Source organism: Streptomyces sp. TBY4, from assembly GCF_024213195.1.
Taxonomy (GTDB): domain Bacteria; phylum Actinomycetota; class Actinomycetes; order Streptomycetales; family Streptomycetaceae; genus Streptomyces.
This window is the reverse complement of sequence record NZ_JANAVF010000014.1, coordinates 63,792-87,289: the sequence shown is the minus strand read 5'-3', so window position 1 is coordinate 87,289 and position 23,498 is coordinate 63,792. Positions and strand designations below refer to the sequence as shown.

The window sequence follows — 23,498 nt, the reverse complement described above, 5'->3', positions numbered from 1 at the left end:
GGTTGCCTCCTGGGCCGGGTCCGGCCGGGCGCCCTTCGCCCGGCCTTCACCAGCTGAGACCAGCGGGCCCCGCGAAACGTGACACCGCCGCGGAAATTTCTTCTACGGCAGCTCGATGCCCAGGTCCCAGCCGTCGTGGGCGTGGGTGCACAGGCAGGCGCGGGATTCGGTCGGGGGCAGGGCGGCCACCGCGTCGAAGAGGACCTCGCGCAGGCGGCCGACGTTCTCGCCGAAGACCTTGAGGACCTCGGTGTGGGAGACCCCTTCACCCGTCTCCGCGCCCGCATCCAGGTCCGTGACCAGCGCCATCGAGGTGTAGCAGAGCCCCAGCTCGCGCGCGAGGACGGCCTCGGGGTGGCCCGTCATGCCGACCACCGACCAGCCGGCCGCGGCGTGCCAGCGGGACTCGGCGCGCGTGGAGAAGCGCGGCCCCTCGATGACGACCATGGTGCCGCCGTCCACCGGCTCCCACTCCCGCCCGCGCGCCGCCGCCAGCGCCACCGAGCGGCCCACCGGGCAGTACGGGTCGGCGAAGGTGGTGTGCACGACGTTCGGGACCGATCCGTCGGGCAGCGGCTCCCCGTCGAAGAAGGTCTGGGCGCGGGACTTCGTACGGTCGACCAGCTGGTCGGGGACGAGCAGGGTGCCCGGGCCGTACTCGGGGCGCAGGCCGCCGACCGCGCAGGGGCCCAGCACCTGGCGGACGCCCACGGAGCGCAGGGCCCACAGGTTGGCCCGGTAGTTGATCTTGTGCGGGGGCACGGTGTGGCTGCGGCCGTGCCGGGGCAGGAAGGCCACGGTCCGGCCGGCGAGCTCGCCGAGGTAGAGGGAGTCGCTGGGGGGCCCGTAAGGCGTCTCCACCTGGATCTCGGAGACGTCCTCCAGGAAGGAGTAGAAGCCCGATCCGCCGATGACACCGATCTCTGCATTCGCCATGCAGCCACCCTAACGGGGCACGCCGAAGGCCCCGCCGTCCCGCGGGGGACGGCAGGGCCTCGGGCCGAGCGTATGGAGCTGATGGCGCCTTGGAGCGCGTCAGGCGGCCGACGAGCTCGACGACGACGAGGAGGTCGAGGTCGAGGACGAAGCCGTCGAGGACGAGGACGAGGACGCAGCCGGGGTGGCGGCGGCCGGCGTCGACGACGCGGGCTTCGAGGCAGGGGTGCTGCTCGACGAAGCGCCGCGGCTGTCGTTCCGGTAGAAACCGGAGCCCTTGAAGACGATGCCGACCGCGGAGAACACCTTCTTCAGGCGTCCGTCACAGCTCGGGCACACGGTCAGCGCGTCATCGGTGAACTTCTGCACGGCCTCAAGGCCCTCACCGCACTCGGTGCACTGGTACTGGTAGGTCGGCACGAATTTCCTCCTGGCACTCTCACTCAATGAGTGCTAACGACGCTCCATGGTGACGTATTCCGGCGGATCAGTCCACCGTCACCGGCACGCGGTGACCCAGACCACGCTCGTTCACACCCGCGGCGGGTGCCTTCGAGGCGGCAGGGGCGGCGGCCTGGGCGGCAGCCGGCTTGGACGAGCTGACGATCCGGCTCGGGGCCTTCGGGGCCAGCTTCGCACGCAGCACCAGCAGGATGGCCAGAGCGAGGGCGGTGGCCACCATCGGCACGAGGAACCCGTACGAGGACCCGTGTGCGTCCGTCAGACGGCCGGCCAGGGTCACGGCGCCGGCCTGACCGAAGGCCACGCCTCCGGTGAGCCAGGTGAAGGCCTCGGTCCGCGAGGCGGCCGGGACCAGCTGCTCGATCATGGTGTAGCCGGTGATCAGCGCCGGGGCGATGCACAGACCGACGACCAGGCCGAGCGCACCGAGCAGGATCATCGAGTTCGCGGCCCACAGGACCGAGGCGGCCGCGGTGAGGCCGATGTAGCCGAGGATCAGGCGGCGGCGCGGGCCGATCTTCCAGGCGATCGCGCCGCAGGCGATGCCGGCGATCATGTTGCCCGCGGCGAAGACGCCGTAGAGCAGACCGTTGGCGCCCGGGTTGCCGATCTCCTCGGAGAAGGCGGCCAGCGAGACCTGCATGCCGCCGAAGACGGCGCCGATGCCGATGAAGGCGACGATCAGGACGCGCAGGCCGTGGAAGGACAGGGCCGGGGCGTGCTTCTCACCGTGCGCCGGACGGGCGACGGGCTTCGGCTGCGTGGCGCGCTGGGCGGCGAAGAGCAGTCCGCCGATCAGGGTCAGCGCGGCCTCGGTGATCAGACCGGCGGCCGGGTTGATGCCGGTGCACAGCGCGGTGGCGAGCACCGGGCCGACGACGAAGGTGAACTCGTCGGTGACGGACTCGAACGCGGCGGCCGTGGGCAGCAGCGGGGAGCCCTCGAGCTTGGCCGCCCAGCGGGACCGGACCATGGGTCCGACCTGCGGGACGGATGCACCGGCGGGGACGGCCGCCAGTGCGAGCGCCCAGACGGGCGCACCCAGCAGCGCGAACGCCACCAGGGAGCTGACGGCGGTGGCGTGGATGAGGGCCACCGGGACCAGGACGGCGCTCTGGCCGCGACGGTCGATGAGCTTGCCCATGACGGGAGCGAACACGGCCATGGAGATACCGGTGACGGCGGCGACGATGCCGGCGCTGCCGTAGGAACCGGTGGTGTGCTGGACGAGCAGCAGGATGCTGATCGTCAGCATGCCGAAGGGGAGTCGCGCGGCGAATCCCGGGAGAACGAAGCCGAGGGCGCCGGGCGTGCGCAGGAGCTGCCCGTAGCCGGGTCGGGTGGACGTGGCGGACTTGTCGGTCGTGACCGCGGATGTCACGGCCTGGCCTTTCCGCTGCCTGGTAGAACTCCCCGTCTGCGGACGATGCGGCGCCTTGTGGGCGAGCGCACCCGTACATGTGGGAGCCCCGAGAGCTGTCCTCTTGCGCAAAACCGAGTGATACCTGGGCGCCCACTGCGGGAGGGTGCCACGGCCGCTTTGCGGTCGCGCCAGCTCTGCGTCAGACAGAGTTGGTTCGATGTGTTGTTCCTTAATCATACAGGCAGATCGGCCGGTACGCCCTGTGATTACGGCTACAGGGCGTGTCTTCACCTGCGATTAACTGGAACTTCGCATTCGAGCCCCGCTCAAACGGGGGTGAATGTGGACAACCGCCATCGAAAATGCTGAATTAGAGCGCCGCTCTAACCCTTCCTGGGGCGCTTTGCAGGGCCCCCCTCGTCCCCGCCGGTCCCCAGCCAGCCCGCCAGCTTGCCGCCCCGGGCCACCGCCCGCAGCCGCGCCTCCGCCGCGTCCCGTACCGGGTCCGTGGCGACCACCAGCAGCTCGTCCCCGCGCCGCAGCACGGTCGACGGCGCCGGTACGAAGCTGCGCGCGTCCCGTACGACCAGCGTCACGGAGGCCCCCGGCGGCAGCCGCAGCTCGCTCACCTCGACGCCGTGCATCCGCGAGGCGGGCGGGATCGCGAAGGACAGCAGGTGCCCGCGCAGCTTCTCCAGCGGTGCCGACTCGATCCCCAGGTCGGAGGCGGCCTCGTCGCTGTTGCCCAGCTTCAGCTTGCGCGCGAGCCAGGGCAGGGTCGGGCCCTGGACCAGGGTGTAGACGACGACCAGGACGAAGACGATGTTGAATACCCGCTCGCTGCCCTCGATCCCGGACACCATGGGGATGGTCGCCAGGATGATGGGCACGGCCCCGCGCAGGCCGGCCCAGGACATGAGGGCCTGCTCCTGCCAGGGCAGCCGGAAGGGCAGCAGCGAGACGAAGACCTCCAGCGGCCGGGCCACCATCGTCAGCACCAGCCCGATGATCACCGCCGGCCAGAAGTCGTTGACCAGCTCGTGCGGGGTGACCAGCAGGCCGAGCAGGACGAACATGCCGATCTGCGCGATCCAGCCGAGCCCGTCCGCGAATCCCCGGGTGGCGGGCCAGTGGGGGAGCTTCGCGTTCCCGAGGACCATCGCCGCCAGGTACACCGCGAGGAAGCCGGAGCCGTGCGCCATCGCGCCGGCCGCGTAGGCGGTGATCGCGATCGCCATCACCGCGATCGGGTAGAGGCCCGAGGCGGGCAGCGCCACGTGCCGCAGCCCGTAGGAGCCCAGGAAGCCGACGGCCAGGCCGATCGCGACGCCGATCGCCAGTTCCAGCGCGATCTTGCCTATGAGCACGTACCACTGGTCGACCGGCCCGACGGTCGCGAAGGCCACGACCAGGATGACGACGGGGGCGTCGTTGAAGCCGGACTCGGCCTCCAGTACGCCCGTCACCCGGGCGGGGAGCGGCACCTTGCGCAGGACCGAGAAGACGGCCGCCGCGTCGGTCGAGGAGACGACCGCACCGATCAGCAGGGCCTGCCGCCATTCGAGTCCGACCAGGTAGTGCGCGCCGGCCGCGGTCACGCTCACGCTGACGGCGACGCCGACCAGCGACAGCACGATCGCGGCCGGCAGGGCCGGCTTGATCTCTTTCCACTTCGTGCCCAGACCACCCTCGGCGAGGATCACCACGAGTGCGGCGTAGCCGATCACCTGGGTCAGCTCGGCGTTGTCGAAGACGACGTTGCCGATGCCGTCCTGGCCTATCGCGACGCCTATGCCGAGGTAGATGAGCAGGCTGGGGAGTCCGCTGCGCGAGGAGACGCGCACCGCCGCCACGGCGACGAGCAGCACGAGCGAGCAGACCAGCATGAGCTCATTGAGCGTGTGGACAGTCAGCGGGCGGCCCTTTCTTGATGTGCCTGGCGGTGACGGAACGACACATGTCGGGCTGACGGATCGCTCCGGTGCGGGCACGGGACGGTGGGTACTTCGTTACCTTACCTAATCTTTGACGCGTCCTTTACTCGTTAGCCACATTGTGAAACGGCTTCGTGACCCTGTCCTCATGACCTGTCGTCACCTGCCGGACCACGAGCCCGACCCCTGGCGGATCAACGGGGCCGGTCCTGCGCCTATGGTTGCTCCCAGCACTCCCAGGACCACCCTGCCCCTCTAAGGACAGCGATGCCCGCCAACGAAACCGCCCCTTCCGTCAAGAAGAAGGGACGACGCGCCCGTCTGATCGTGCTCGTCCTGGTCCTGGCGCTCTTCGCTGGCCTCGGGTACGGGGCGTACTGGAGCGTGGACAGCGTGCGGGCCTCGTTCCCGCAGACCACCGGCTCCCTCAAGGTGCCCGGCCTGACCGGGACCGTCGACGTCAAGCGCGACGCCAACGGAATCCCCCAGCTGTACGCCGACTCCGACGCCGACCTCTTCCGCGCGCAGGGCTTCGTGCACGCGCAGGACCGGTTCTGGGAGATGGACGTACGCCGCCACATGACCTCCGGGCGGCTCTCCGAGATGTTCGGCGCCGGCCAGGTCGAGACGGACGCCTTCCTGCGCACCCTCGGCTGGCGTCAGGTCGCGCAGCAGGAGTACGACTCCAAGCTGTCGCCGGAAACGAAGAAGAACCTGCAGGCCTACGCCGACGGGGTCAACGCGTACCTGAAGGGGAAGTCCGGCAAGGACCTCTCCGTCGAGCACGCCGCCCTCAAGCTCAGCGACGGCTACAAGCCCGAGGAGTGGAGCCCGGTCGACTCGGTGGCCTGGCTCAAGGCGATGGCCTGGGACCTGCGCGGCAACATGCAGGACGAGATCGACCGCGCGCTGATGACGGGCAAGCTCTCGCAGGCGCAGATCGACGACCTCTACCCGCCGTACCCCTTCGACCGGAACCGTCCGATCGTCGAGGGCGGCACCGTCAAGGGCGGGAAGTACACCCCCGCGGCCGGCTCCGGCAGCGGCAGCCCGGTGGGTTCCGGCGGCCAGGGCGGCATCACCGGCCAGGGCGGCATCACCGGCACCACCGTCCAGGGCGGCACCACCGGCCAGGGCGGCGTCACCGGCCTGGCCGGGAACGCCACCGCCCAGGGCGCGACCGTGGGCCTGCGCACGCAGATGGGCGCGCTGGCCGACACCCTCGACCAGATCCCCGCGATCCTCGGCCCCGCCGGCAGCGGCATCGGCTCGAACTCCTGGGTGGTCTCCGGCCAGTACACGACCACCGGCAAGCCCCTGCTCGCGAACGACCCGCACCTCTCCCCGCAGCTGCCCTCGGTCTGGTACCAGATGGGCCTGCACTGCCGGGCGGTCTCGGCCTCGTGCCAGTACGACGTGGCCGGCTACACCTTCTCCGGCATGCCGGGCGTGGTCATCGGCCACAACGCCGACATCGCCTGGGGCATGACCAACCTCGGCGCCGACGTCACCGACCTCTACCTGGAGCAGGTCAGGCCCGAGGGGTACGTCTACGACAACAAGGTGCTCCCCTTCGCCACCCGCGAAGAGGTCATCAAGATCGCTGGCGGCGGTGAGAAGAAGATCACGGTCCGGTCCACCAACAACGGCCCGCTGATCTCGGACCGCAGCGACGAGATCGCCACGGTCGGCGCCCGCGCCCCCGTGAGCAGCGCCGCCCCCGACCGCGGCAACGGCTACGGGGTCTCGCTGCGCTGGACCGCCCTGGACCCGGGCAAGTCCATGGACGCCGTGTTCAAGATCAACAAGGCCAAGAACTTCGCCGACTTCCGCCTGGCGGCCCGCGACTTCGAGGTCCCGTCCCAGAACCTGATCTACGCCGACACCAAGGGCAACATCGGCTACCAGGCCCCCGGCCGCATCCCGGTCCGGGGCGGCGGCGCCGACGGCAAGATGCCGACCCCCGGCTGGGACTCGAAGTACGCCTGGAAGGGCGGCAAGGACGGCACCGCCGGATACGTCCCGCAGGACGAGATGCCCTGGGAGCTCAACCCGTCCCGCGGCTTCATCGTGACCGCGAACCAGGCCGTCGTCGAGAGCGGCGCAGGCAAGTACCCGTACCTGCTGACCACCGACTGGGGCTACGGCGCCCGCAGTCAGCGGATCAACGACCTCATCGAGGCGAAGATCAAGGACAGCGGGAAGATCTCCACCGACGACATGCGCACCATGCAGATGGACAACAGCAGCGAGATCGCCGCGCTGCTGACCCCGATGCTGGCCAAGATCGACGTCTCGGACCCGGACGTCCGCGCGGCGCAGAAGCTGCTGGAGGGCTGGAACTACACCCAGGAGCCCGACTCGGCGGCCGCCGCGTACTTCAACGCGGTCTGGCGCAACATCCTCAAGCTGGCCTTCGGCGACAAGATGCCCAAGGAGCTGCGGGTCGAGGGCAGCTGCATGAACGTTCCCGAGCAGACCACCGGCCCGGCCGACGACCTCGCCAAGATGGTCCGCGAATGCGGTGAGCGCGGCTCCGACTCGGCGCAGCCGGACGGCGGGGACCGCTGGTTCGAGGTGGTCCGCCGCCTGGTCAAGGACGAGAACTCGGCGTGGTGGCAGTCGCCGGCCGTCGGCCGCACCGTCGCCGCCACCACCACCCGCGACCAGCTCTTCGCGCGGGCCATGAAGGACGCCCGCTGGGAGCTGACCGCCAAGCTCGGCAAGGACCAGTCGACCTGGAGCTGGGGCCGCCTGCACCAGCTGATGCTGAAGAACCAGACGATCGGCACCGAGGGCCCCGGCTACCTCCAGTGGCTCCTCAACCGCGGCCCCTGGAACCTGGGCGGCGGCGAGGCCACCGTCAACGCGACCGGCTGGAACGCCTCCAGCGGGTACGGGGTCACCTGGGTGCCGTCGATGCGGATGGTCGTGAACCTCGCCGACTTCGACAAGTCCCGCTGGATCAACCTCACGGGCGCCTCGGGGCACGCGTACCACGACCACTACACGGACCAGACGACGCTGTGGGCCAAGGGCGAACTGCTGGACTGGCCCTTCGGGAAGGAAGCCGTGGACAAGGCCGCGGCCGACACCCTGACCCTCCAGCCCGAGGGTTCGTGACAGCAGTTCCTACACGCTGAAGCGGAGCACCCCCGACGGGGTGGCCACCGCGTGCACGGGGTGGTCGTGCGGTTCCTCCGGGACCCGCGCGACCACCTCGTCGTCGTAGAGCAGCACGACCAGCGCGGGATGCACCCCGGCGCGCTCCAGCCGCTCCAGGACCCGGTCGTACGAGCCTCCGCCCCGCCCGAGCCGCATCCCCCGCCGGTCCACGGCCAGTCCGGGCAGCAGGACGGCGTCGGCGCCCGTCACCGCGTCCGGGCCGAGGCGGGGACCGGCGGGCTCCAGGAGCCGCATCTTCCCCGGGTGCGCGGCCTCGGCCAGGCTCTCCGGTCCTTCGTACGCCGCCCAGTCGAGGTCGTTGTCGGGCAGCAGGACGGGCAGCAGCACCCGGGTCCCGGATGCCCGCAGGGCGTCGAGCAGCTCGTGGGTGCCCGGTTCCGAGCCGATGGAGACGTAGGCGGCCACGGTGCGGGCGGAGCTGAGTTCGGGCAGCCGCAGGGCGGAGCGGGAGAGGGCGCCGGCCGCCGTGCTCAGGGTCTCGGCGGACAAGGCGCGGCGGGCCGCGAGCAGTTGCCGGCGCAGCTCCGCCTTGGCCCTCGAAGGCTGGTTCTCGGTCACGGTTGGCCCGTATCCCTTTCTATGGTGGTAAACCCGATCATGTTCATCTGAAGCACACATGGCCCACAGCGCGAGCGACTATCGTTCGGCTCATGACTCAGTTGCACCCCGTGATCAAAAAAGCGGTCATCCCGGCCGCGGGCCTCGGCACCCGGTTCCTTCCCGCGACCAAGGCGACACCCAAGGAAATGCTCCCTGTGGTGGACAAGCCCGCCATTCAGTACGTCGTCGAGGAGGCCGTGTCGGCCGGCCTGGACGACATCCTCATGATCACGGGTCGTAATAAGCGTGCGCTCGAAGACCACTTCGACCGCAACTACGAGCTGGAGTCCGCGCTCATCGCCAAGGGCGACGACGACCGGCTCAAGAAGGTCCAGGAATCCAGCGACCTGGCCACCATGCACTACGTCCGCCAGGGCGACCCCCGCGGCCTGGGTCATGCCGTGCTGTGCGCCGAGCCGCACGTCGGCAACGAACCCTTCGCCGTCCTCCTCGGCGACGACCTGATCGACCCCCGCGATCCGCTGCTGCGCCGCATGGCGGAGGTCCAGCAGAGCGCCGGCGGCACCGTCGTCGCGCTGATGGAGGTGGACCCCGCCCAGGTGCACCTCTACGGCTGCGCCGCGGTCGAGTCCACCGACGAGGCGGACGTCGTGCGCATCACCGGTCTGGTGGAGAAGCCGGACGCGGCGGACGCGCCCAGCAATTACGCGGTCATCGGACGATACGTACTCGACCCGGCGATCTTCGGCATACTGCGGGAGACCGAGCCGGGCCGCGGTGGAGAGATCCAGCTGACCGACGCCCTGCAGAAGCTGGCCGCGGACGAGACCGTCGGCGGCCCGGTGCACGGCGTGGTCTTCCGGGGCCGCCGCTACGACACCGGGGACCGCGGGGACTACCTGCGGGCCATCGTCCGACTCGCGTGCGAGCGTGAGGACCTGGGCCCGGAGTTCCGCACCTGGCTTCACCAGTACGTCACGGAGGAGATGTAGGACCTTGAGCGAGACCGACGCACCGCAGCATCCTCGGCCGGCCGGCGACTCCCAGCGCCTCTGGTCGGTGGACGAGCACCTGGCGGACGTCCTCGGTACGGTCCGGCCGCTGGAGCCCATCGAGCTCCAGCTGCTGGACGCCCAGGGATGTGTCCTCGTCGAGGACGTCACCGTGCCCGTCGCCCTGCCGCCCTTCGACAACAGCTCGATGGACGGGTACGCCGTCCGGACCGCCGACGTCCAGGGTGCCAGCGAGGAGTTCCCCGCGGTGCTGACGGTCATCGGGGACGTGGCGGCCGGCAGCGGCGAGCTGCCGACCGTCGGCCCCGGCCAGGCCGCCCGCATCATGACCGGCGCCCCGCTGCCCCCCGGCGCGGAAGCCGTCGTACCGGTCGAGTGGACCGACGGCGGCACGGGCGGCGGCGCCGCCTCCGGGATGACCCCCGCCAGTGAGGCGCCCGAGGGCGCCGCCGGCGAGGTGCGGGTCCACCGCGCCGCCGAGGCGCGGGCGCACGTCCGCTCGCGCGGCAGCGACGTACAGGCCGGGGACCTCGCGCTCGCCGCGGGCACGGTCCTCGGGCCGCCGCAGATCGCCCTGCTGGCCGCCATCGGGCGGGGCACCGTACGGGTGCGCCCGCGCCCGCGCGTGGTCGTCCTGTCCACCGGCAGCGAACTGGTCCAGCCCGGCGAGGCCCTCGCGGCCGGCACGATCTACGACTCCAACAGCTTCGCCCTGGCCGCCGCCGCGCGGGACGCCGGAGCCATCGCCTACCGGGTCGGAGCCGTCGCCGACGACGCCGACACCCTGCGCTCCACCATCGAGGACCAGCTCATCCGGGCCGACCTGCTCGTCACCACGGGCGGGGTCAGCGTCGGCGCCTACGACGTGGTCAAGGAAGCCCTGACGTCCGTCGCCACCGGGGGCGGGGCCGACGGCGACGGTGACGACATCGACGGCGCGGGCATCGACTTCCGCAAGCTCGCCATGCAGCCCGGCAAGCCCCAGGGATTCGGCACCATCGGCCCCGACCACACCCCGTTGCTGGCCCTGCCCGGCAACCCGGTCTCCTCCTACGTCTCCTTCGAGCTGTTCGTGCGCCCCGCGATCCGGGCCCTCATGGGCCTGCCCGCCTCCGAGGTGAGCCGGCCGAGCGTGCGCGCGGTGCTCGCGGCCGACAAGGCCATCGGCTCCCCGGCGGGCCGCCGGCAGTTCCTGCGCGGCAAGTACGACGCGGAGTCCGGCACGGTCAGCCCGGTCGGCGGAGCGGGCTCGCACCTGATCGCCGCGCTGGCGCACGCCGACTCGCTGATCGTCGTACCGGAGGACGTGACCTCGGTGGAGCCGGGGGCCGAGCTGGAAGTGGTCCTGCTCGGCTGAGGTCCGGCGGATGCGGGTAGCGTGTTGCACCACACAGGCCCTTGCGGGGCCCGGACGGGAGCGGCACGCACATATGAGTACGCAGAGCAGCGCCGGCGGCGCCGCCGGCACCAGGCTGACGCACATCGACGAGGCCGGCGCGGCCCGGATGGTCGACGTCTCGGCGAAGGACGTCACCACGCGGACGGCGCGGGCCAGCGGGCGCGTGCTCGTCTCTCCCCGGGTGATCGAACTGCTGCGGGGCGAGGGCGTGCCCAAGGGCGACGCCCTCGCCACCGCGCGGATCGCCGGGATCATGGGGGCGAAGAAGACCCCCGACCTGATCCCGCTGTGCCACCCGCTGGCCGTCTCCGGGGTGAAGGTGGACCTCAAGGTCACCGACGATGCCGTCGAGATCCTGGCCACCGTCAAGACCGCCGACCGTACGGGCGTCGAGATGGAGGCGCTGACCGCCGTCGCGGTCGCCGGGCTCACCGTCATCGACATGGTCAAGGCCGTCGACAAGGGCGCGGTCATCACCGACGTCCGGGTCGAGGAGAAGACGGGCGGCAAGTCCGGCGACTGGGCGCGCTCGTGAACGCCCCGCGCGGCGGCGAGGTCCACAGCCACGCGCACGCCCCCGAGGCGGCGGCAGCGGCCCCGGTGACGCCGCAGGCGCCCGCGCTGCGCGCGCTGGTGGTCACGGCCTCGAACCGGGCCTCCCAGGGCGTGTACGCGGACAAGGGCGGGCCGGTGCTCGCGGAAGGGCTGAGCGCGCTCGGCTTCGCGGTGGACGGCCCGCGCGTGGTCCCCGACGGGGACCCCGTGGAGGCGGCCCTGCGCGAAGGCGTGGCCGCCGGGTACGACGTCATCCTGACCACCGGCGGCACCGGCATCTCGCCGACCGACCGGACCCCCGACGCCACCGCCCGGGTCCTGGACTACGAGATCCCGGGCATCCCGCAGGCGATCCGCGCCGAGTCCCTGGAGAAGGTGCCCACCGCGGCCCTGTCCCGGGGCCTGGCGGGCGTGGCCGGGCACACCCTGATCGTGAACCTGCCCGGTTCCACGGGCGGGGTCCGCGACGGGATCGCGGTCCTGTCCCGCGTGCTGCTGCACGCCGTCGACCAGATCCGGGGCGGCGACCATCCCCGCCCCGCGGGCAGACCACCGGGGAGCGCGAGCTGAACGGCCCCTCCTGGCCGGTGGTGCTGGCGGACGGCGATGTCTCGCTCCGGCCGATAAAGCTGCGGGACCAGGCCGCCTGGCGCGAGGTCAACCGCCGCAACCGCGACTGGCTGCGGCCGTGGGAGGCGACGATCCCGCCGCCCGCGCCCTGGGGGCCGGTGATCCAGCGGCCGACGTACCGCCAGATGGTGCGCCACCTGCGGGCGGAGGCGAACGCGGGGCGCATGCTGCCGTTCGTCATCGAGTACCAGGGGCGCCTGGTGGGCCAGTTGACGGTCGCCGGGATCACCTGGGGCTCGATGTGCGCGGGCCACGTGGGCTACTGGGTGGACCGGGAGGTCGCGGGCCGCGGGGTGATGCCGACGGCGGTCGCGCTGGCGGTGGACCACTGCTTCAGCAAGGTCGGGCTGCACCGGATCGAGGTGTGCATCCGCCCGGAGAACGGCCCGAGCCGGCGGGTGGTGGAGAAGCTCGGCTTCCGCGAGGAGGGACTGCGCCCGCGCTACCTGCACATCGACGGGGCCTGGCGCGATCACCTCGTCTACGCGCTGACGGCGGAGGAGGTGCGGGAGGGACTGCTGCGCCGCTGGCACCGCGAACGGCATCCGCAGGGCCCGGCCGCACCGCCCGGACAATAGAAATCCGATATCTGTTCGAATTCTTTCACTCAATGACCGATTCGCCCATAACCTGATCCGAAGAATCACAAAAAAAGTCCGTGATATCAGCGAGATCGTGCGACACGCCGTCCCAATTGGCGGATCCCCCCGGCCGCGCCCCTCTACGGTGTGGGGTGTGAGCAGCAGCGGCCTCATCTACGCAGTCATTGTCGGGGCCTGGGCCGCCTACTTGGTGCCCATGTGGCTCCGGAGGCAGGACGAGCTGAACGAAGCCCGTCCGACGGAACGCTTCTCCACCGCCATCCGGCTGCTTTCCGGCCGGGCGGGAATGGAGCGCCGTTACGCCAAGGGACTGCGTGAGCGCGGTGACGAGGAGGCGCAGCCCCAGCCCCCCGCGGACCCGGACGCCGCGACGGAAACGGTGAAACCCGTGGACGCCGCCGACGCCCGGGCCGTCGTCGTGCCCCCGCCGACCCGCCCCGAACCGAGATCGGCCGCCGCCGAGCGGGCCGACCGCGCGGAGCGGGCCCGCCGCGAGCAGCGCCTCGTCGTCCTGGCACGCCGCCGGCGCACCACCGCGCTGCTCTTCCTGATCTTCACCCTCGGCGCGGTCGCCGCCGCCGTCGGCGGACTCCAGTACCTGTGGGCCCCGGCCGTGCCCGCCCTGCTGCTGAGCACGTACATCGTGCACCTGCGGGTCCAGGAGCGACGCCGCTACGAGTTCACCATGGACCGGCGCCGCGCCGAGGCGGCCGCCCGCCACCTGCGCGAGAACCGCCCGCGCCGCCGCGAGTCCGAGGCGGCCGCCGGCTCCGACCCGGACCCCGCGCCACCCGTCTCCCCGCAGGAGGCCGGCCGGCGCGCCCTGGTCGAGCAGACCGACCACGCCGAGTGGGTGGACCAGCAGCGCGAACGCGAGCGCGGACCCGCCCGCGGTGACAGCTGGGAGCCCGTCCCGGTACCGCTGCCGACGTACGTGACGGCCCCGGTCGCCCCGCGCGCCACCGGCCCGGCGACCCCGGACCCCTGGAGCGCGACCCGCTCCAGCACGGCCGAGCCGACGGAACCCCGCCTGCGCGCCCAGCCGTCCACCCCGTCGCCCCGCCCCCGCCCGCGCGACGCGGCCCGTACGCCCCTCTTCGACCAGTACGAGGGCGACGAGCGCCCGCGCGCCGCGAACGAGTGATCGATGACCTGCGCGGACGCTCCCCGATACCGGTTTTGGAGCACCCGCGAGGGGATGCTAATGTTTCACACGTCGCAAGGGCCTGTGGCGCAGTCTGGTAGCGCACCTCGTTCGCATCGAGGGGGTCTGGGGTTCAAATCCCCACAGGTCCACAAACGACAGTTCACGGGTTGCTCCCGAGAACGTCATGAGATCCCGTCCGGTCGCAAGACCGGGCGGGATCTTCTGCGTTCGGGGGCGACGCCGGATCGGAGTCGGATCGAAGCCGGGCGCGGGCCCGGGGCCGCGCCCGACTCGGCGCCGGTCAGGACGGGTTCAGGGGCTTGGTCATGCAGCGGCTGGAGTCGTGGAAGCGGTAGTGGCCGAACTTGGCGTTCGTGAGGGTGTAGCCCTCTGAGAGGTAGAGGGCGATGGCCTCCGGCTGCTGGTCGCCGGTCTCCAGGGTCATGCGCACGCGGCCGGCCGCGCGGGCGTCCGCTTCGAGGGCGGCGAGCATGCGGCGGGCCAGGCCCAGGCCGCGGGCCTCGGGGATCACGTACATGCGCTTCAGCTCGGCGTCGCCGTCTGCGTAGCCCTCGTCGTTGGCCTCGTGGCTGCGCCAGCCGCCGCTGGCGATCGGGGCGTCCGAGGCGTCGTAGGCGAGGAGGTAGAGGCCGCTCGGCGGGGCGAACATCTCCGGGTCGAGGAACGTGACGTCGCCCTCACCCTGGTAGCGCTCCTGGTATTCGATCTGCACTTGGTCGTTGAGCTTGACCGCGTCCGGGTGGTCGTACGACACGGCGCGGAGCTGGATCTCCTGAGACATCCGAACAGCCTACGGAACGCTCCGGCTATCGTGCAGGGATGTTCTCTGTGACCTCCGTGAATGTGAATGGGATCCGCGCTGCCGCCAAGAAGGGGTTCTCCCCGTGGCTGGCCGGGTCGGACGCCGACGTCGTCTGCCTGCAGGAAGTGCGGGCCGAGGAGGGCCAGATTCCGGACGAGGTGCGCGAGCCCGAGGGCTGGCACACCGTGTTCGCGCCGGCCGCAGCCAAGGGGCGGGCCGGGGTCGCGGTCTACACGCGGCGGGAGCCGGAGCGGGTGCAGGTCGGATTCGGGAGCGAGGAGTTCGACAGCAGCGGGCGGTACCTGGAGATCGACCTGCCGGGTGTGACCGTCGCCAGCCTCTACCTGCCCTCCGGGGAGGCCGGGACCGAGAAGCAGGACGAGAAGTACCGGTTCATGGAGGAGTTCCTCGGCTATCTGAAGGAGCTCAAGGCGCGGGCTGCCGCGGACGGGCGCGAGGTCGTCGTCTGCGGGGACTGGAACATCTGTCACCGCGAGGCCGACCTGAGGAACTGGAAGACCAACCGGAAGAACGCCGGCTTCCTGCCCGAGGAGCGCGAGTGGCTCGGGGAGGTCTACGACACCGCCGGGTACGTGGACGTGGTGCGCAGCCTGCACCCGGACACCGAGGGGCCCTACTCCTGGTGGTCCTACCGCGGGCGGGCCTTCGACAACGACGCCGGCTGGCGGATCGACCTGCAGGTGGCGACGCCGGGGCTGGCGGCCAAGGCCGTCAAGGCGTTCGTGGAGCGGGCCGAGACGCACCCCGAGCGGTGGTCCGACCACGCGCCCGTGACCGTGGTCTACGAGCTCGGCGGCTGAGGTTCCTGGGGCGCCTGGGGCGGCTGGGCCGCCGCGGGCGGGCGGAGGCGGTCCATCGCCATGGTGAGTTCCGCGTCGACCACGCTCTTGGCCAGGGGCCGCAGGCGCGGGACGGCCTCCTCCGAGATGTGGGTGGAGATGAGCTCCTCGAACAGGGCCGCCATCGCGTCCGCGTGCTCGCGGACCCGGCGGCCCGCCTCCAGGACGGCCGAGAGCGGTACGCCCTCGCGGACCAGGGCCGAGGAGACGTCCAGGAGCCGGCGGCTGACGTGGACGATCTCCTCGCCGTCGGTGGCGAGGTAGCCGAGGTCGAGCGAGGCCGCCAGGTTCTCCGGGGTGACCTCCCCCTCGAAGTAGTCGGCGAGGGCCTCGGGCGTGAGCCGGACCGGGGTCTCCTCCGACCAGCCGATGCCGAGCAGCTCGCCCAGCTGGCCGACGTCGCGGCCGTTCTCGAAGGCGACGGTCAGCTCGGCGATCCCGCCGAGGGTGTGGCCGCGCTCCAGCAGGGCGGCGATGGTGCGCAGCCGGGCCAGGTGGTGGTCGTCGTACCAGGCGATGCGGCCCTCGCGGCGGGGCGGCGGCAGGAGCTTGCGCTCGCGGTAGAAGCGCAGGGTGCGTACGGGTATGCCGGCGGCCTCGGCCAGCTCTTCCGTGCGGTATTCGCGCACTGTGGTCCCTGCTCCCGTGGTTCGCGCCGCGTTGTCGGGCATGTGCGCAGCCTAGGGCGTACTCCGGGTAACTTTCCCGGCGCGACCCCTACCCATGAGTACGGGGCTGCTCTACTCTCCCGATTGTGCCAGTGATTGCTGGCAGCATCTGAATGGGCGTTGGCATCGGCATCCGAAGGTGGCTGGCATGGGCGGTGGCATGGACGGGCGCGAGCACGTACGCGTGGCGGTGATCGGGTCCGGGTTCGGCGGGCTGGGCGCCGCGGTGCGGCTGCGGCGCGAGGGGATCACGGACTTCGTCGTCCTGGAGCGCGCCGGCTCCGTCGGCGGCACCTGGCGGGACAACAACTACCTCGGGTGCGCCTGCGACGTGCCCTCCCATCTGTACTCCTTCTCCTTCGCCCCCAATCCGGACTGGCCCCGCACCTTCTCCGGGCAGCCCGCGATCCGGGAGTACCTGGAGCACGTGGCCGACACCTTCGGGCTGCGCCGCCACATCCGGCTGAACCACGAGGTCCGGATGATGCGGTGGGACGCGGAGGGGATGCGGTGGGAGATCGAGACCGCGGGCGGGGACTTCACCGCCGATGTGGTCGTCTCCGCCACCGGGCCGCTGTCCGACCCGAAGATGCCGGAGATCCCCGGGCTCGCCGGCTTCCCCGGCAAGGTCTTCCACTCGGCCCGCTGGGACCACGACTACGACCTGCGCGGCAAGCGCGTCGCCATGATCGGTACGGGCGCCTCCGCCATCCAGATCGTGCCCGCCATCGCCCCCGAGGTGGAGCGGCTCACGCTCTTCCAGCGCACCCCGCCGTGGGTGATGCCGCGCACCGACCGGGCGATCACCTCCGTGGAGCGCTGGCTGCACCGCCAGCTCCCCTTCACCCGGGCGGCGCGGCGGGGGCTGCTGTGGGGGATCAGGGAACTGCAGGTCAGCGCCTTCACCAAGCGGCCGAACCAGCTCGGGCTGATCGAGTCGCTCGCGAAGGCGAACATGGCGCGCTCGATCAAGGACCCGGAGCTGCGGGCCAAGCTGACGCCCTCGTACCGCATCGGCTGCAAGCGGATCCTGCTGTCGAGCGAGTACTACCCGGCGCTGGCCCGGCCCAACGTGGACCTCGTCGCCTCCGGGCTGAAGGAGATCCGCGGCTCGGTGCTGGTGGCTGCCGACGGGACCGAGACCGAGGTGGACGCGATCGTCTTCGGCACCGGCTTCCACGTCACGGACATGCCGATCGCCGACCGCGTGGTGGGCGCGGAGGGCAAGACCCTCGCGGAGGTGTGGAAGGACGGGATGCAGTCGCTGCGCGGGGCGACGGCTGCGGGGTTTCCGAACTGGATGACGATCATCGGGCCGAACACCGGGCTGGGGAACAGCTCGATGATCCTGATGATCGAGTCGCAGCTGAACTACATGGCGGACTACATGCGGCAGCTGGGGGTGCTGGGCGGGAAGGTCGCGCTGGCCGCGCGGCCGTCCGCGGTCAACGCGTGGAACCGGCGGGTGCAGACCCGGATGGAGCGGACCGTGTGGAACACGGGGGGCTGCACCAGCTGGTACCTGGACGCGCAGGGGCGCAACACCACGGTGTGGCCGGGGACGACGGGGGAGTTCCGCAAGGAGACGCTGGGCGTTGATTTGGGGGAGTACGAGGTCGTACGCCCCCAGGAGCGTGAGCGGGTGGCTGGAGTTGCCTCCGGCGGCGCCTCAAACGCCGGCGAGGCTGGGGTTGGCGGGGCTGGGTCCGTCGCGCAGGAGGGGGCCGCGTGAGTCGGCTGACGCATGTGACCGGGGGGCCGTATGCGCCGCCCGTTGCTCGGCGGGAGGTGGTTGCCGTCTCTGCCGACGGGGCGCGGCTGCACGTCGAGGTGCACGGGGAGGACGGGGCGCCGGCCGTGGTGCTCGCGCACGGGTGGACCTGTTCCACCGCCTTCTGGGCCGCGCAGATACGGGCCCTGGCCAGTGGGCACCGGGTCATCGCCTATGACCAGCGCGGACACGGTCGCAGCCCCGCCGGGACCGGCTACGGCACCGGGGCCCTCGCCGACGACCTGGTCGCGGTCCTGGGGGCCACCCTCGCCCCCGGCGAGCAGGCCGTCGTCGCAGGCCACTCCATGGGCGGGATGACGGTCATGGCCGCCGCCGGCCGGCCGGAGTTCGCCGAGCACGTCGCCGCAGCGCTGCTGTGCAGCACCGGCAGCGGCCGGCTGGTCGAGGAGGCGCAGGTCCTGCCGTGGCGCGCCGGCCGCGCGAGGACCCGTATCACCGGGGCGGTCCTGGGATCGCGGGCCCCGCTCGGGCCCGTCACCCCCGTCGCCCGCAAGGTGCTGAAGTACGCCACGATGGGGCCCGGTTCCGCGCCCGACAAGGTCGAGGCCTGTGCGCGGATCGTGCACGCCTGCCCCACCCGGGTGCGGCACGCCTGGTCCGCGGTGCTGGCCTCCCTTGATCTCGACGCGCAGCTCGCCGCGCTCACCGTGCCCACCGCCGTCATCGGCGGCAAGAGCGACCGGCTGACGCCGATCGTGCACGCCAGGGGGCTGGCGGCCGCGCTGCCGAACTGCGTGGGCCTCACCGAGCTGACGGGGGTGGGTCATATGAGCCCCATCGAGGCGCCCGAGGCCGTCACTGCTGCTGTGCGCGAGCTCGCCGAGGTGTACGTCAGTTCTTCCGATGTCAGCCGTCCCGCTAAGGAGAAGACGCCGTGAGTGACAGCAGGAATCTGGAAGGCCAGGTCGCCGTCGTCACCGGGGCCGCGCGCGGGGTCGGCGAACTGCTCGCCCGCAAGCTGTCCGCGCGCGGTGCGAAGGTGGCCCTGGTGGGCCTGGAGCCGGAGGCCCTCAAGGAGGTCTCCGAGCGGCTGCACACCGACAGCGACCACTGGTACGCCGATGTCACCGACCACGAGGCCATGGCCCGGGTCGCGCAGGAGGTCAAGCAGCGCTTCGGGAAGGTGGACATCGTCGTCGCCAACGCCGGCGTCGCCTCCGGCGGGCCCTTCGCCGATTCCGACCCCGACGCCTGGCGCCGGGTCATCGAGGTGAACCTCATCGGCGGGGCCGTCACCGCCCGGGCCTTCCTGCCCGTGCTGATGGAGAGCCGCGGGTACTTCCTGCAGATCGCCTCCCTCGCGGCGATCACCCCGGCGCCCATGATGACCGCCTACTGCGCCTCCAAGTCCGGGGTCGAGGCCTTCGCGCACTGCCTGCGCTCCGAGGTCGGCTACAAGGGGGTCAAGGTGGGTGTCGGCTACCTGTCCTGGACCGACACCGACATGGTGCGCGGTGCCGACCAGGACGAGGTCATGCGCGAACTGCGCCAGCGGCTGCCGTGGCCGTCGAACCGGACCTACCCGCTGGGGCCGGCCGTCGACCGGATCGTGGCGGGCATCGAGCGGCGCTCCGCGCACGTGTACGCGCAGTGGTGGCTGCGGGGCATGCAGGGGGTCCGCGGGTACCTGCCCGGGATCATCTCGGCAGTCGGACAGCGCGAGATGAAGCGGTTCGAGCCGCGACTGGCCAGTGTTTCCAAGGGGCTTGTGGGGGCCGGCGGGGCCGCGGACGAGCAGGAGCGCAGTCCGAGCCGCTGACCGGAATGCGAGGATTGTCCTCCTGAGTGAGACTGGTCGGGTTCCCCTTACCGAACACCGTTGCAGGAGTGAGGACACATGGGTATCAAGGACCAGTTCCAGGACAAGGCCAAGGAACTCGCGGAGAGGGCGAAGGCCTCGGGCAAGCAGGACGAGGTCTCCGAGCGCGCCTCGCAGGCCGTCGACCAGGCCAAGGACAAGGCCCGCGACACCTTCGACGAGAAGTTCAGCAAGTAGCGGTACGGAGCAATACGTGAGGGGTGCGACCCGCCGTCCCGGGTCGCACCCCTCACGCATGCCCTACGGTCACCCCCGCGGCGGCAGCTTCGGCCGGCGCCGGTCCGGTACGTCCGTGTAGCCGGGCGGTACCGCGGCCGGGTCCTGCTCCAGCAGCTCCAGCGCCAGGTTCACGGCGTCGTCCAGCTGGGCGTGCCGTCCCTCCGCCCAGTCGAGGGGGGTCCGCAGGATCGGCAGGTCGGGCTCCACGCCCTGGTTCTCCACGGACCAGCCGTACTCGGGGAACCAGGCCGCGTTCATCGGCACCGTGATCACCGTGCCGTCGCCGAGGGTGTGCCGGCCGGTCATGCCGACCACCCCGCCCCAGGTGCGCTGGCCGACGACCGGGCCGAGTCCCAGCAGCTTGAAGGCCGCCGTGATCATGTCCCCGTCGGAGGAGGTCGCCTCGTCGGCCAGGGCGACGATCGGGCCCCGGGGCGCGTTGGAGGCGTAGGAGACGGGCTGCGCGTTGCGGGTCAGGTCCCAGCCGAGGATGGAGCGGGTCAGCTTCTCCACCACCAGCTCGCTGATGTGCCCGCCCGCGTTGCCGCGTACGTCCACGATCAGTGCCGGCTTCGACATCTCGGCGCGCAGGTCGCGGTTGAACTGCGCCCAGCCCGAGCCGCCCATGTCGGGGATGTGCAGGTAGCCGCACTTGCCGCCGCTGACCTCCCGGACCACCTCGCGGCGCTTGGCCACCCAGTCCTGGTACCGCAGCGGCCGGTCGTCGACCAGCGGGACGACCGCGACCCGGCGGGCGCGGCCCTGGCCCTCCGCGGGCTCGAAGGTGAGCTCCACGGTGGTGCCGCCGGCCGCCGACATCAGCGGGTACGGGCCGGTGACCGGGTCCACCGGGCGGCCGTCCACGTGGGTGAGGACCGCGCCCTCGCGGATGCCGGTGCCCGCGAGCGGGGAGCGGGCCTTGGAGTCGGAGGACTCGCCGGGCAGGATCCGGCCGACGACCCAGGCCCCGTCGCGGGGGAAGAGGTTGGCGCCGAGCAGGCCGATGGCCCGCTGGTAGTGCGGGGGCCCCTCGTTGCGGCGGGCCGGGGAGACGTAGGCGTGCGAGGTGCCGAGCTCGCCGAGGACCTCGCGCATCAGGTCGGCGAACTCGTCGGGGGAGGCGACCCGTTCGACCAGGGAGCGGTACTGGCGCAGCACCCCGTCCCAGTCGATGCCGCACATCCCCGGCTCCCAGAAGTAGGCGCGGATCAGGCGGCCGGCCTCCTCGAAGGCCTGGCGCCACTCGGCGGCCGGGTCCACCTCGTGCAGGATGCGCCGCAGGTCCAGGTAGACGGTGGAGTCGCTGTCGCCCGATTCGGTCGCGGGGACCGCGCGCAGGTCCCCGTCCTCGTTGACCACGAGCCGGGTGCCGTCGCCGCTGACCGCGAACCAGTCCAGTCCGGAGGCCAGTTCCGTCTTGCGGGCCTTGGTCAGGTCGAAGTACTCCAGCGTGGGCTTGCCGCTGACGTCGGCCGGGTTGGCGAAGGTCTCGCCGAGCGCGCCCGAGATCGGCCAGCGCAGCCACACCAGCCCGCCGCCGCTCACCGGGTACAGGGCCGAGTACTTGGATGCCGACACCGGGAAGGGCGTCACCCGGCTCTCCAGCCCCTCGACCTCCACGGTGACCGCGCCGTCGCCGGACTCCGAGTCCCCCTCGACCGGGTCGAGTCCGCCCGCCGCCGGGCGCCCGTCGGGGGAGAAGGCGAAGGGGGAGGGGGTGGCCGAGGACAGCGGCACCAGGTAGGGGCGGCAGCCCAGGGGGAAGGACAGGTCGCCGGTGTGGACGTCGTAGACGGGGTCGAAACCGCGCCAGGAGAGGAAGGCGAGGTAGCGGCCGTCCCGGGTGAAGACCGGATTCTCGTCCTCGAAGCGGCCGTTGGTGACGTCCACGATCGTGGGGGCGCCGGGTCCGGCGATCTTGGCCATCTTGATCTGGCGCAGCGAGCGGCCGATGCCCGGGTGCGACCAGGTCAGCCAGCAGCCGTCGGGGGAGAAGGCGAGGTCGGTGACGGGTCCGTTGTCGGACCGGATCAGCTCGCTGGCCTCCCCGTTGGACTCCTCGGTGGCGTCGATGAGGAGCAGTCGCCCGTCGTTGGAGGCGATCGCGAGGCGTTCCCCGTCCGGATCGGAGAGCAGCTCCAGTACGCGGCCCAGTGCGCCCGAGGCGAGCCGGCGGGGCTCGCGGTCGCCCGAGGCGCGGGGGAGGTAGGCGATCTCGATCGCGTCCTCGCCCTCCGCGTCGGTCACGTACGCCACCTGCCCGCCGCTGCCGAGCATCTCGGGCAGCCGGACCCGTACGCCCGGGGTGTCGGCGATGGTGCGGGCGGGGCCGTCGCGGTGCGTGAGCCAGTACAGGCTGCCGCGCACGACGACGGCGCTGGCCCGCCCGGTGGTGTCCACGGAGAGGGAGTCGACGTGGCTGGCGGCCGGGACCTGGTAGGTGCGGCGGCCCGCGCGGGGGCCGCCGAGGCGGACCTCCAGCTTGCGCGGGGAGGCGCCGGGGGCCAGGGACTCCACGATCCAGAGGTCCCCGGCGCACTGGTAGACGATGCGGGAGCCGTCGCTGGAGGCGTGCCGGGCGTAGAACTCCTCGTGGTCGGTGTGCCGGCGCAGGTCGGTGCCGTCGGGCAGGCAGGAGTAGACGTTGCCGATGCCCTCGTGGTCGGAGAGGAAGGCGATCCGGCCGTCCACGAACATCGGCGAGTCCAGGTGGCCTTCGATGCCCTCCAGCAGCCGCTCTCCGTGCAGCCACAGCCGGCCGGTGGCGCCGCCGCGGTAGCGCTTCCACGCGGCGGGCTCGTGCGGGGGCTTGCCGGTCAGCAGCAGGGTGCGCCGCTCGCCCGGCTCCTCGCCCTCGCGGGCCTCCTCGTGGACGGCGATGTCGGAGACGGGTCCCCAGGGGAGCCGGCCGCCGGGGCTGCCGTCGGTGGGGAGGGTGTACGCCCAGGCGAAGTAGGAGAAGGGCTGGCCGTGCGAGGAGACGGCCAGGATGTCGCTGCGGCCGTCCTTGTCGGGCGGGGTCCAGCCGCAGACCCGGGTGTCGGTGGAGCCCCAGTAGCTGAGCCGGCGCGCCGGGCCGCCCGAGACGGGGGCGAGGTGGATCTCGGGGTCGAGGCTGCGCCAGGTGGTGAAGGCGATGTGCTTGCCGTCGGGGGAGAACCGGGGGTGGCCCACCCGGGTCCGGTCGACGGTGATCCGCCAGGCCCGGCCGGCGGGCTCTCCGGGCGGAACCAGGGGCGCCACCCAGAGGTCGTCCTCGGTGGCGAAGCACAGCAGATCGTCGTGGAGATGGGGGAACCGGAGGTACGCCGCGTCGTGACTCACCCCCCAATGCTTTCCGCGCGGAGGGGGGCTGGCAACTCGTACAGGTGATCCATGCGGCCTCCCGTGCGGAGTGCCGCGGGCGGCCGGGGCGTGACCGACACCACTGCCCAAGCGAAACGGAACGGTTTCGTTTCGCTTGGGCCCGAGGTATGGTCGATCCGTACGAAACGGTTTCGTTCGGTTGGGCAAGGTCGGGAGGAGGCAC

General features: G+C 71.8%; 20 protein-coding genes and 1 tRNA gene. 13 read left to right on the top strand and 8 right to left on the bottom strand.

From position 1 onward, the window contains the following. Nucleotides 1–102: 102 nt before the first annotated feature. The 4 genes from NLX94_RS28360 to NLX94_RS28345 form a co-directional block, all read right to left on the bottom strand. Nucleotides 103–936, bottom strand: coding sequence for an S-methyl-5'-thioadenosine phosphorylase (locus tag NLX94_RS28360; RefSeq protein ID WP_254385936.1), 834 nt, complete (start codon nt 934–936; stop codon nt 103–105). 99 nt (nt 937–1,035) lie between these two features. Then, nucleotides 1,036–1,356, bottom strand: coding sequence for an FmdB family zinc ribbon protein (locus NLX94_RS28355; protein ID WP_254385935.1), 321 nt, complete (start codon nt 1,354–1,356; stop codon nt 1,036–1,038). Nucleotides 1,357–1,423: 67 nt separating this feature from the next. Continuing rightward, the gene (locus tag NLX94_RS28350) at nt 1,424–2,779 is read right to left on the bottom strand and encodes an MFS transporter (protein WP_254385934.1); all 1,356 of its coding nucleotides are present in this window, start codon (nt 2,777–2,779) and stop codon (nt 1,424–1,426) included. A gap of 365 nt (nt 2,780–3,144) precedes the next feature. Further along, nucleotides 3,145–4,647: a potassium/proton antiporter gene (locus NLX94_RS28345; RefSeq protein WP_254385933.1), complete on the bottom strand. Its 1,503-nt coding sequence runs from the start codon at nt 4,645–4,647 to the stop codon at nt 3,145–3,147. Between the two features lie 315 nt (nt 4,648–4,962). On the opposite strand from NLX94_RS28345, the gene NLX94_RS28340 reads away from it, so the two are divergent. Continuing rightward, complete coding sequence (locus NLX94_RS28340; RefSeq protein WP_254385932.1) at nt 4,963–7,818, top strand: penicillin acylase family protein; 2,856 nt, start codon at nt 4,963–4,965, stop codon at nt 7,816–7,818. 9 nt (nt 7,819–7,827) lie between these two features. On the opposite strand, the gene NLX94_RS28335 is transcribed toward NLX94_RS28340, so the two are convergent. Continuing rightward, nucleotides 7,828–8,439 carry a 5-formyltetrahydrofolate cyclo-ligase gene (locus tag NLX94_RS28335; RefSeq protein WP_254385931.1) on the bottom strand — a complete coding sequence of 204 codons (612 nt, stop codon included), beginning with the start codon at nt 8,437–8,439 and terminating at the stop codon, nt 7,828–7,830. Between the two features lie 92 nt (nt 8,440–8,531). Between NLX94_RS28335 and galU the strand changes: the two genes are divergently transcribed. The 7 genes from galU (at nt 8,532) to NLX94_RS28300 (ending at nt 13,937) form a co-directional block, all read left to right on the top strand. Next, on the top strand, nt 8,532–9,434 hold the full coding sequence (gene galU / locus NLX94_RS28330) for a UTP--glucose-1-phosphate uridylyltransferase GalU (protein ID WP_254385930.1): 903 nt from the start codon (nt 8,532–8,534) through the stop codon (nt 9,432–9,434). Nucleotides 9,435–9,438: 4 nt separating this feature from the next. Beyond that, nucleotides 9,439–10,812: a gephyrin-like molybdotransferase Glp gene (gene glp, locus NLX94_RS28325; protein ID WP_254385929.1), complete on the top strand. Its 1,374-nt coding sequence runs from the start codon at nt 9,439–9,441 to the stop codon at nt 10,810–10,812. 73 nt (nt 10,813–10,885) lie between these two features. Beyond that, entirely contained in the window at nt 10,886–11,389 is a 504-nt protein-coding gene (gene moaC, locus NLX94_RS28320; protein WP_254385928.1) for a cyclic pyranopterin monophosphate synthase MoaC, read from the top strand. A gap of 65 nt (nt 11,390–11,454) precedes the next feature. Next, on the top strand, nt 11,455–11,979 hold the full coding sequence (locus tag NLX94_RS28315) for a MogA/MoaB family molybdenum cofactor biosynthesis protein (RefSeq protein WP_254386086.1): 525 nt from the start codon (nt 11,455–11,457) through the stop codon (nt 11,977–11,979). A 17-nt stretch (nt 11,980–11,996) separates the two neighbouring features. After that, nucleotides 11,997–12,617 (top strand): GNAT family N-acetyltransferase, encoded by a 621-nt coding sequence (locus NLX94_RS28310; RefSeq protein ID WP_254385927.1) that lies wholly within the window; start codon nt 11,997–11,999, stop codon nt 12,615–12,617. Between the two features lie 157 nt (nt 12,618–12,774). Further along, entirely contained in the window at nt 12,775–13,785 is a 1,011-nt protein-coding gene (locus NLX94_RS28305) for a hypothetical protein (RefSeq protein WP_254385926.1), read from the top strand. 78 nt (nt 13,786–13,863) lie between these two features. After that, a tRNA-Ala gene (locus NLX94_RS28300) sits at nt 13,864–13,937 on the top strand. 152 nt (nt 13,938–14,089) lie between these two features. Here the strand turns inward: NLX94_RS28300 and NLX94_RS28295 are convergent. Then, entirely contained in the window at nt 14,090–14,590 is a 501-nt protein-coding gene (locus NLX94_RS28295; RefSeq protein WP_254385925.1) for a GNAT family N-acetyltransferase, read from the bottom strand. 38 nt (nt 14,591–14,628) lie between these two features. On the opposite strand from NLX94_RS28295, the gene NLX94_RS28290 reads away from it, so the two are divergent. Then, complete coding sequence (locus NLX94_RS28290; RefSeq protein WP_254385924.1) at nt 14,629–15,432, top strand: exodeoxyribonuclease III; 804 nt, start codon at nt 14,629–14,631, stop codon at nt 15,430–15,432. Here the strand turns inward: NLX94_RS28290 and NLX94_RS28285 are convergent. Next, nucleotides 15,414–16,142, bottom strand: coding sequence for a MerR family transcriptional regulator (locus NLX94_RS28285; protein WP_254385923.1), 729 nt, complete (start codon nt 16,140–16,142; stop codon nt 15,414–15,416). The genes NLX94_RS28290 and NLX94_RS28285 overlap by 19 nt on opposite strands. 157 nt (nt 16,143–16,299) lie before the next feature. On the opposite strand from NLX94_RS28285, the gene NLX94_RS28280 reads away from it, so the two are divergent. From NLX94_RS28280 to NLX94_RS28265, 4 genes are all read left to right on the top strand, one after another. Continuing rightward, a complete protein-coding gene (locus tag NLX94_RS28280; RefSeq protein WP_254386085.1) occupies nt 16,300–17,871 on the top strand; it encodes an NAD(P)/FAD-dependent oxidoreductase in 1,572 nt (523 codons plus the stop codon). After that, a complete protein-coding gene (locus NLX94_RS28275; RefSeq protein WP_254385922.1) occupies nt 17,868–18,809 on the top strand; it encodes an alpha/beta fold hydrolase in 942 nt (313 codons plus the stop codon). The genes NLX94_RS28280 and NLX94_RS28275 overlap by 4 nt, the downstream gene beginning before the upstream one ends. Continuing rightward, a complete protein-coding gene (locus NLX94_RS28270) occupies nt 18,806–19,690 on the top strand; it encodes an SDR family oxidoreductase (protein ID WP_254385921.1) in 885 nt (294 codons plus the stop codon). The genes NLX94_RS28275 and NLX94_RS28270 overlap by 4 nt, the downstream gene beginning before the upstream one ends. Before the next feature lie 78 nt (nt 19,691–19,768). Continuing rightward, nucleotides 19,769–19,927: a hypothetical protein gene (locus tag NLX94_RS28265; protein ID WP_254385920.1), complete on the top strand. Its 159-nt coding sequence runs from the start codon at nt 19,769–19,771 to the stop codon at nt 19,925–19,927. 69 nt (nt 19,928–19,996) lie between these two features. Here NLX94_RS28265 and NLX94_RS28260 read toward each other — a convergent pair whose 3' ends face one another. Continuing rightward, entirely contained in the window at nt 19,997–23,293 is a 3,297-nt protein-coding gene (locus tag NLX94_RS28260) for a S41 family peptidase (protein ID WP_254385919.1), read from the bottom strand. Nucleotides 23,294–23,498 lie beyond the last annotated feature (205 nt).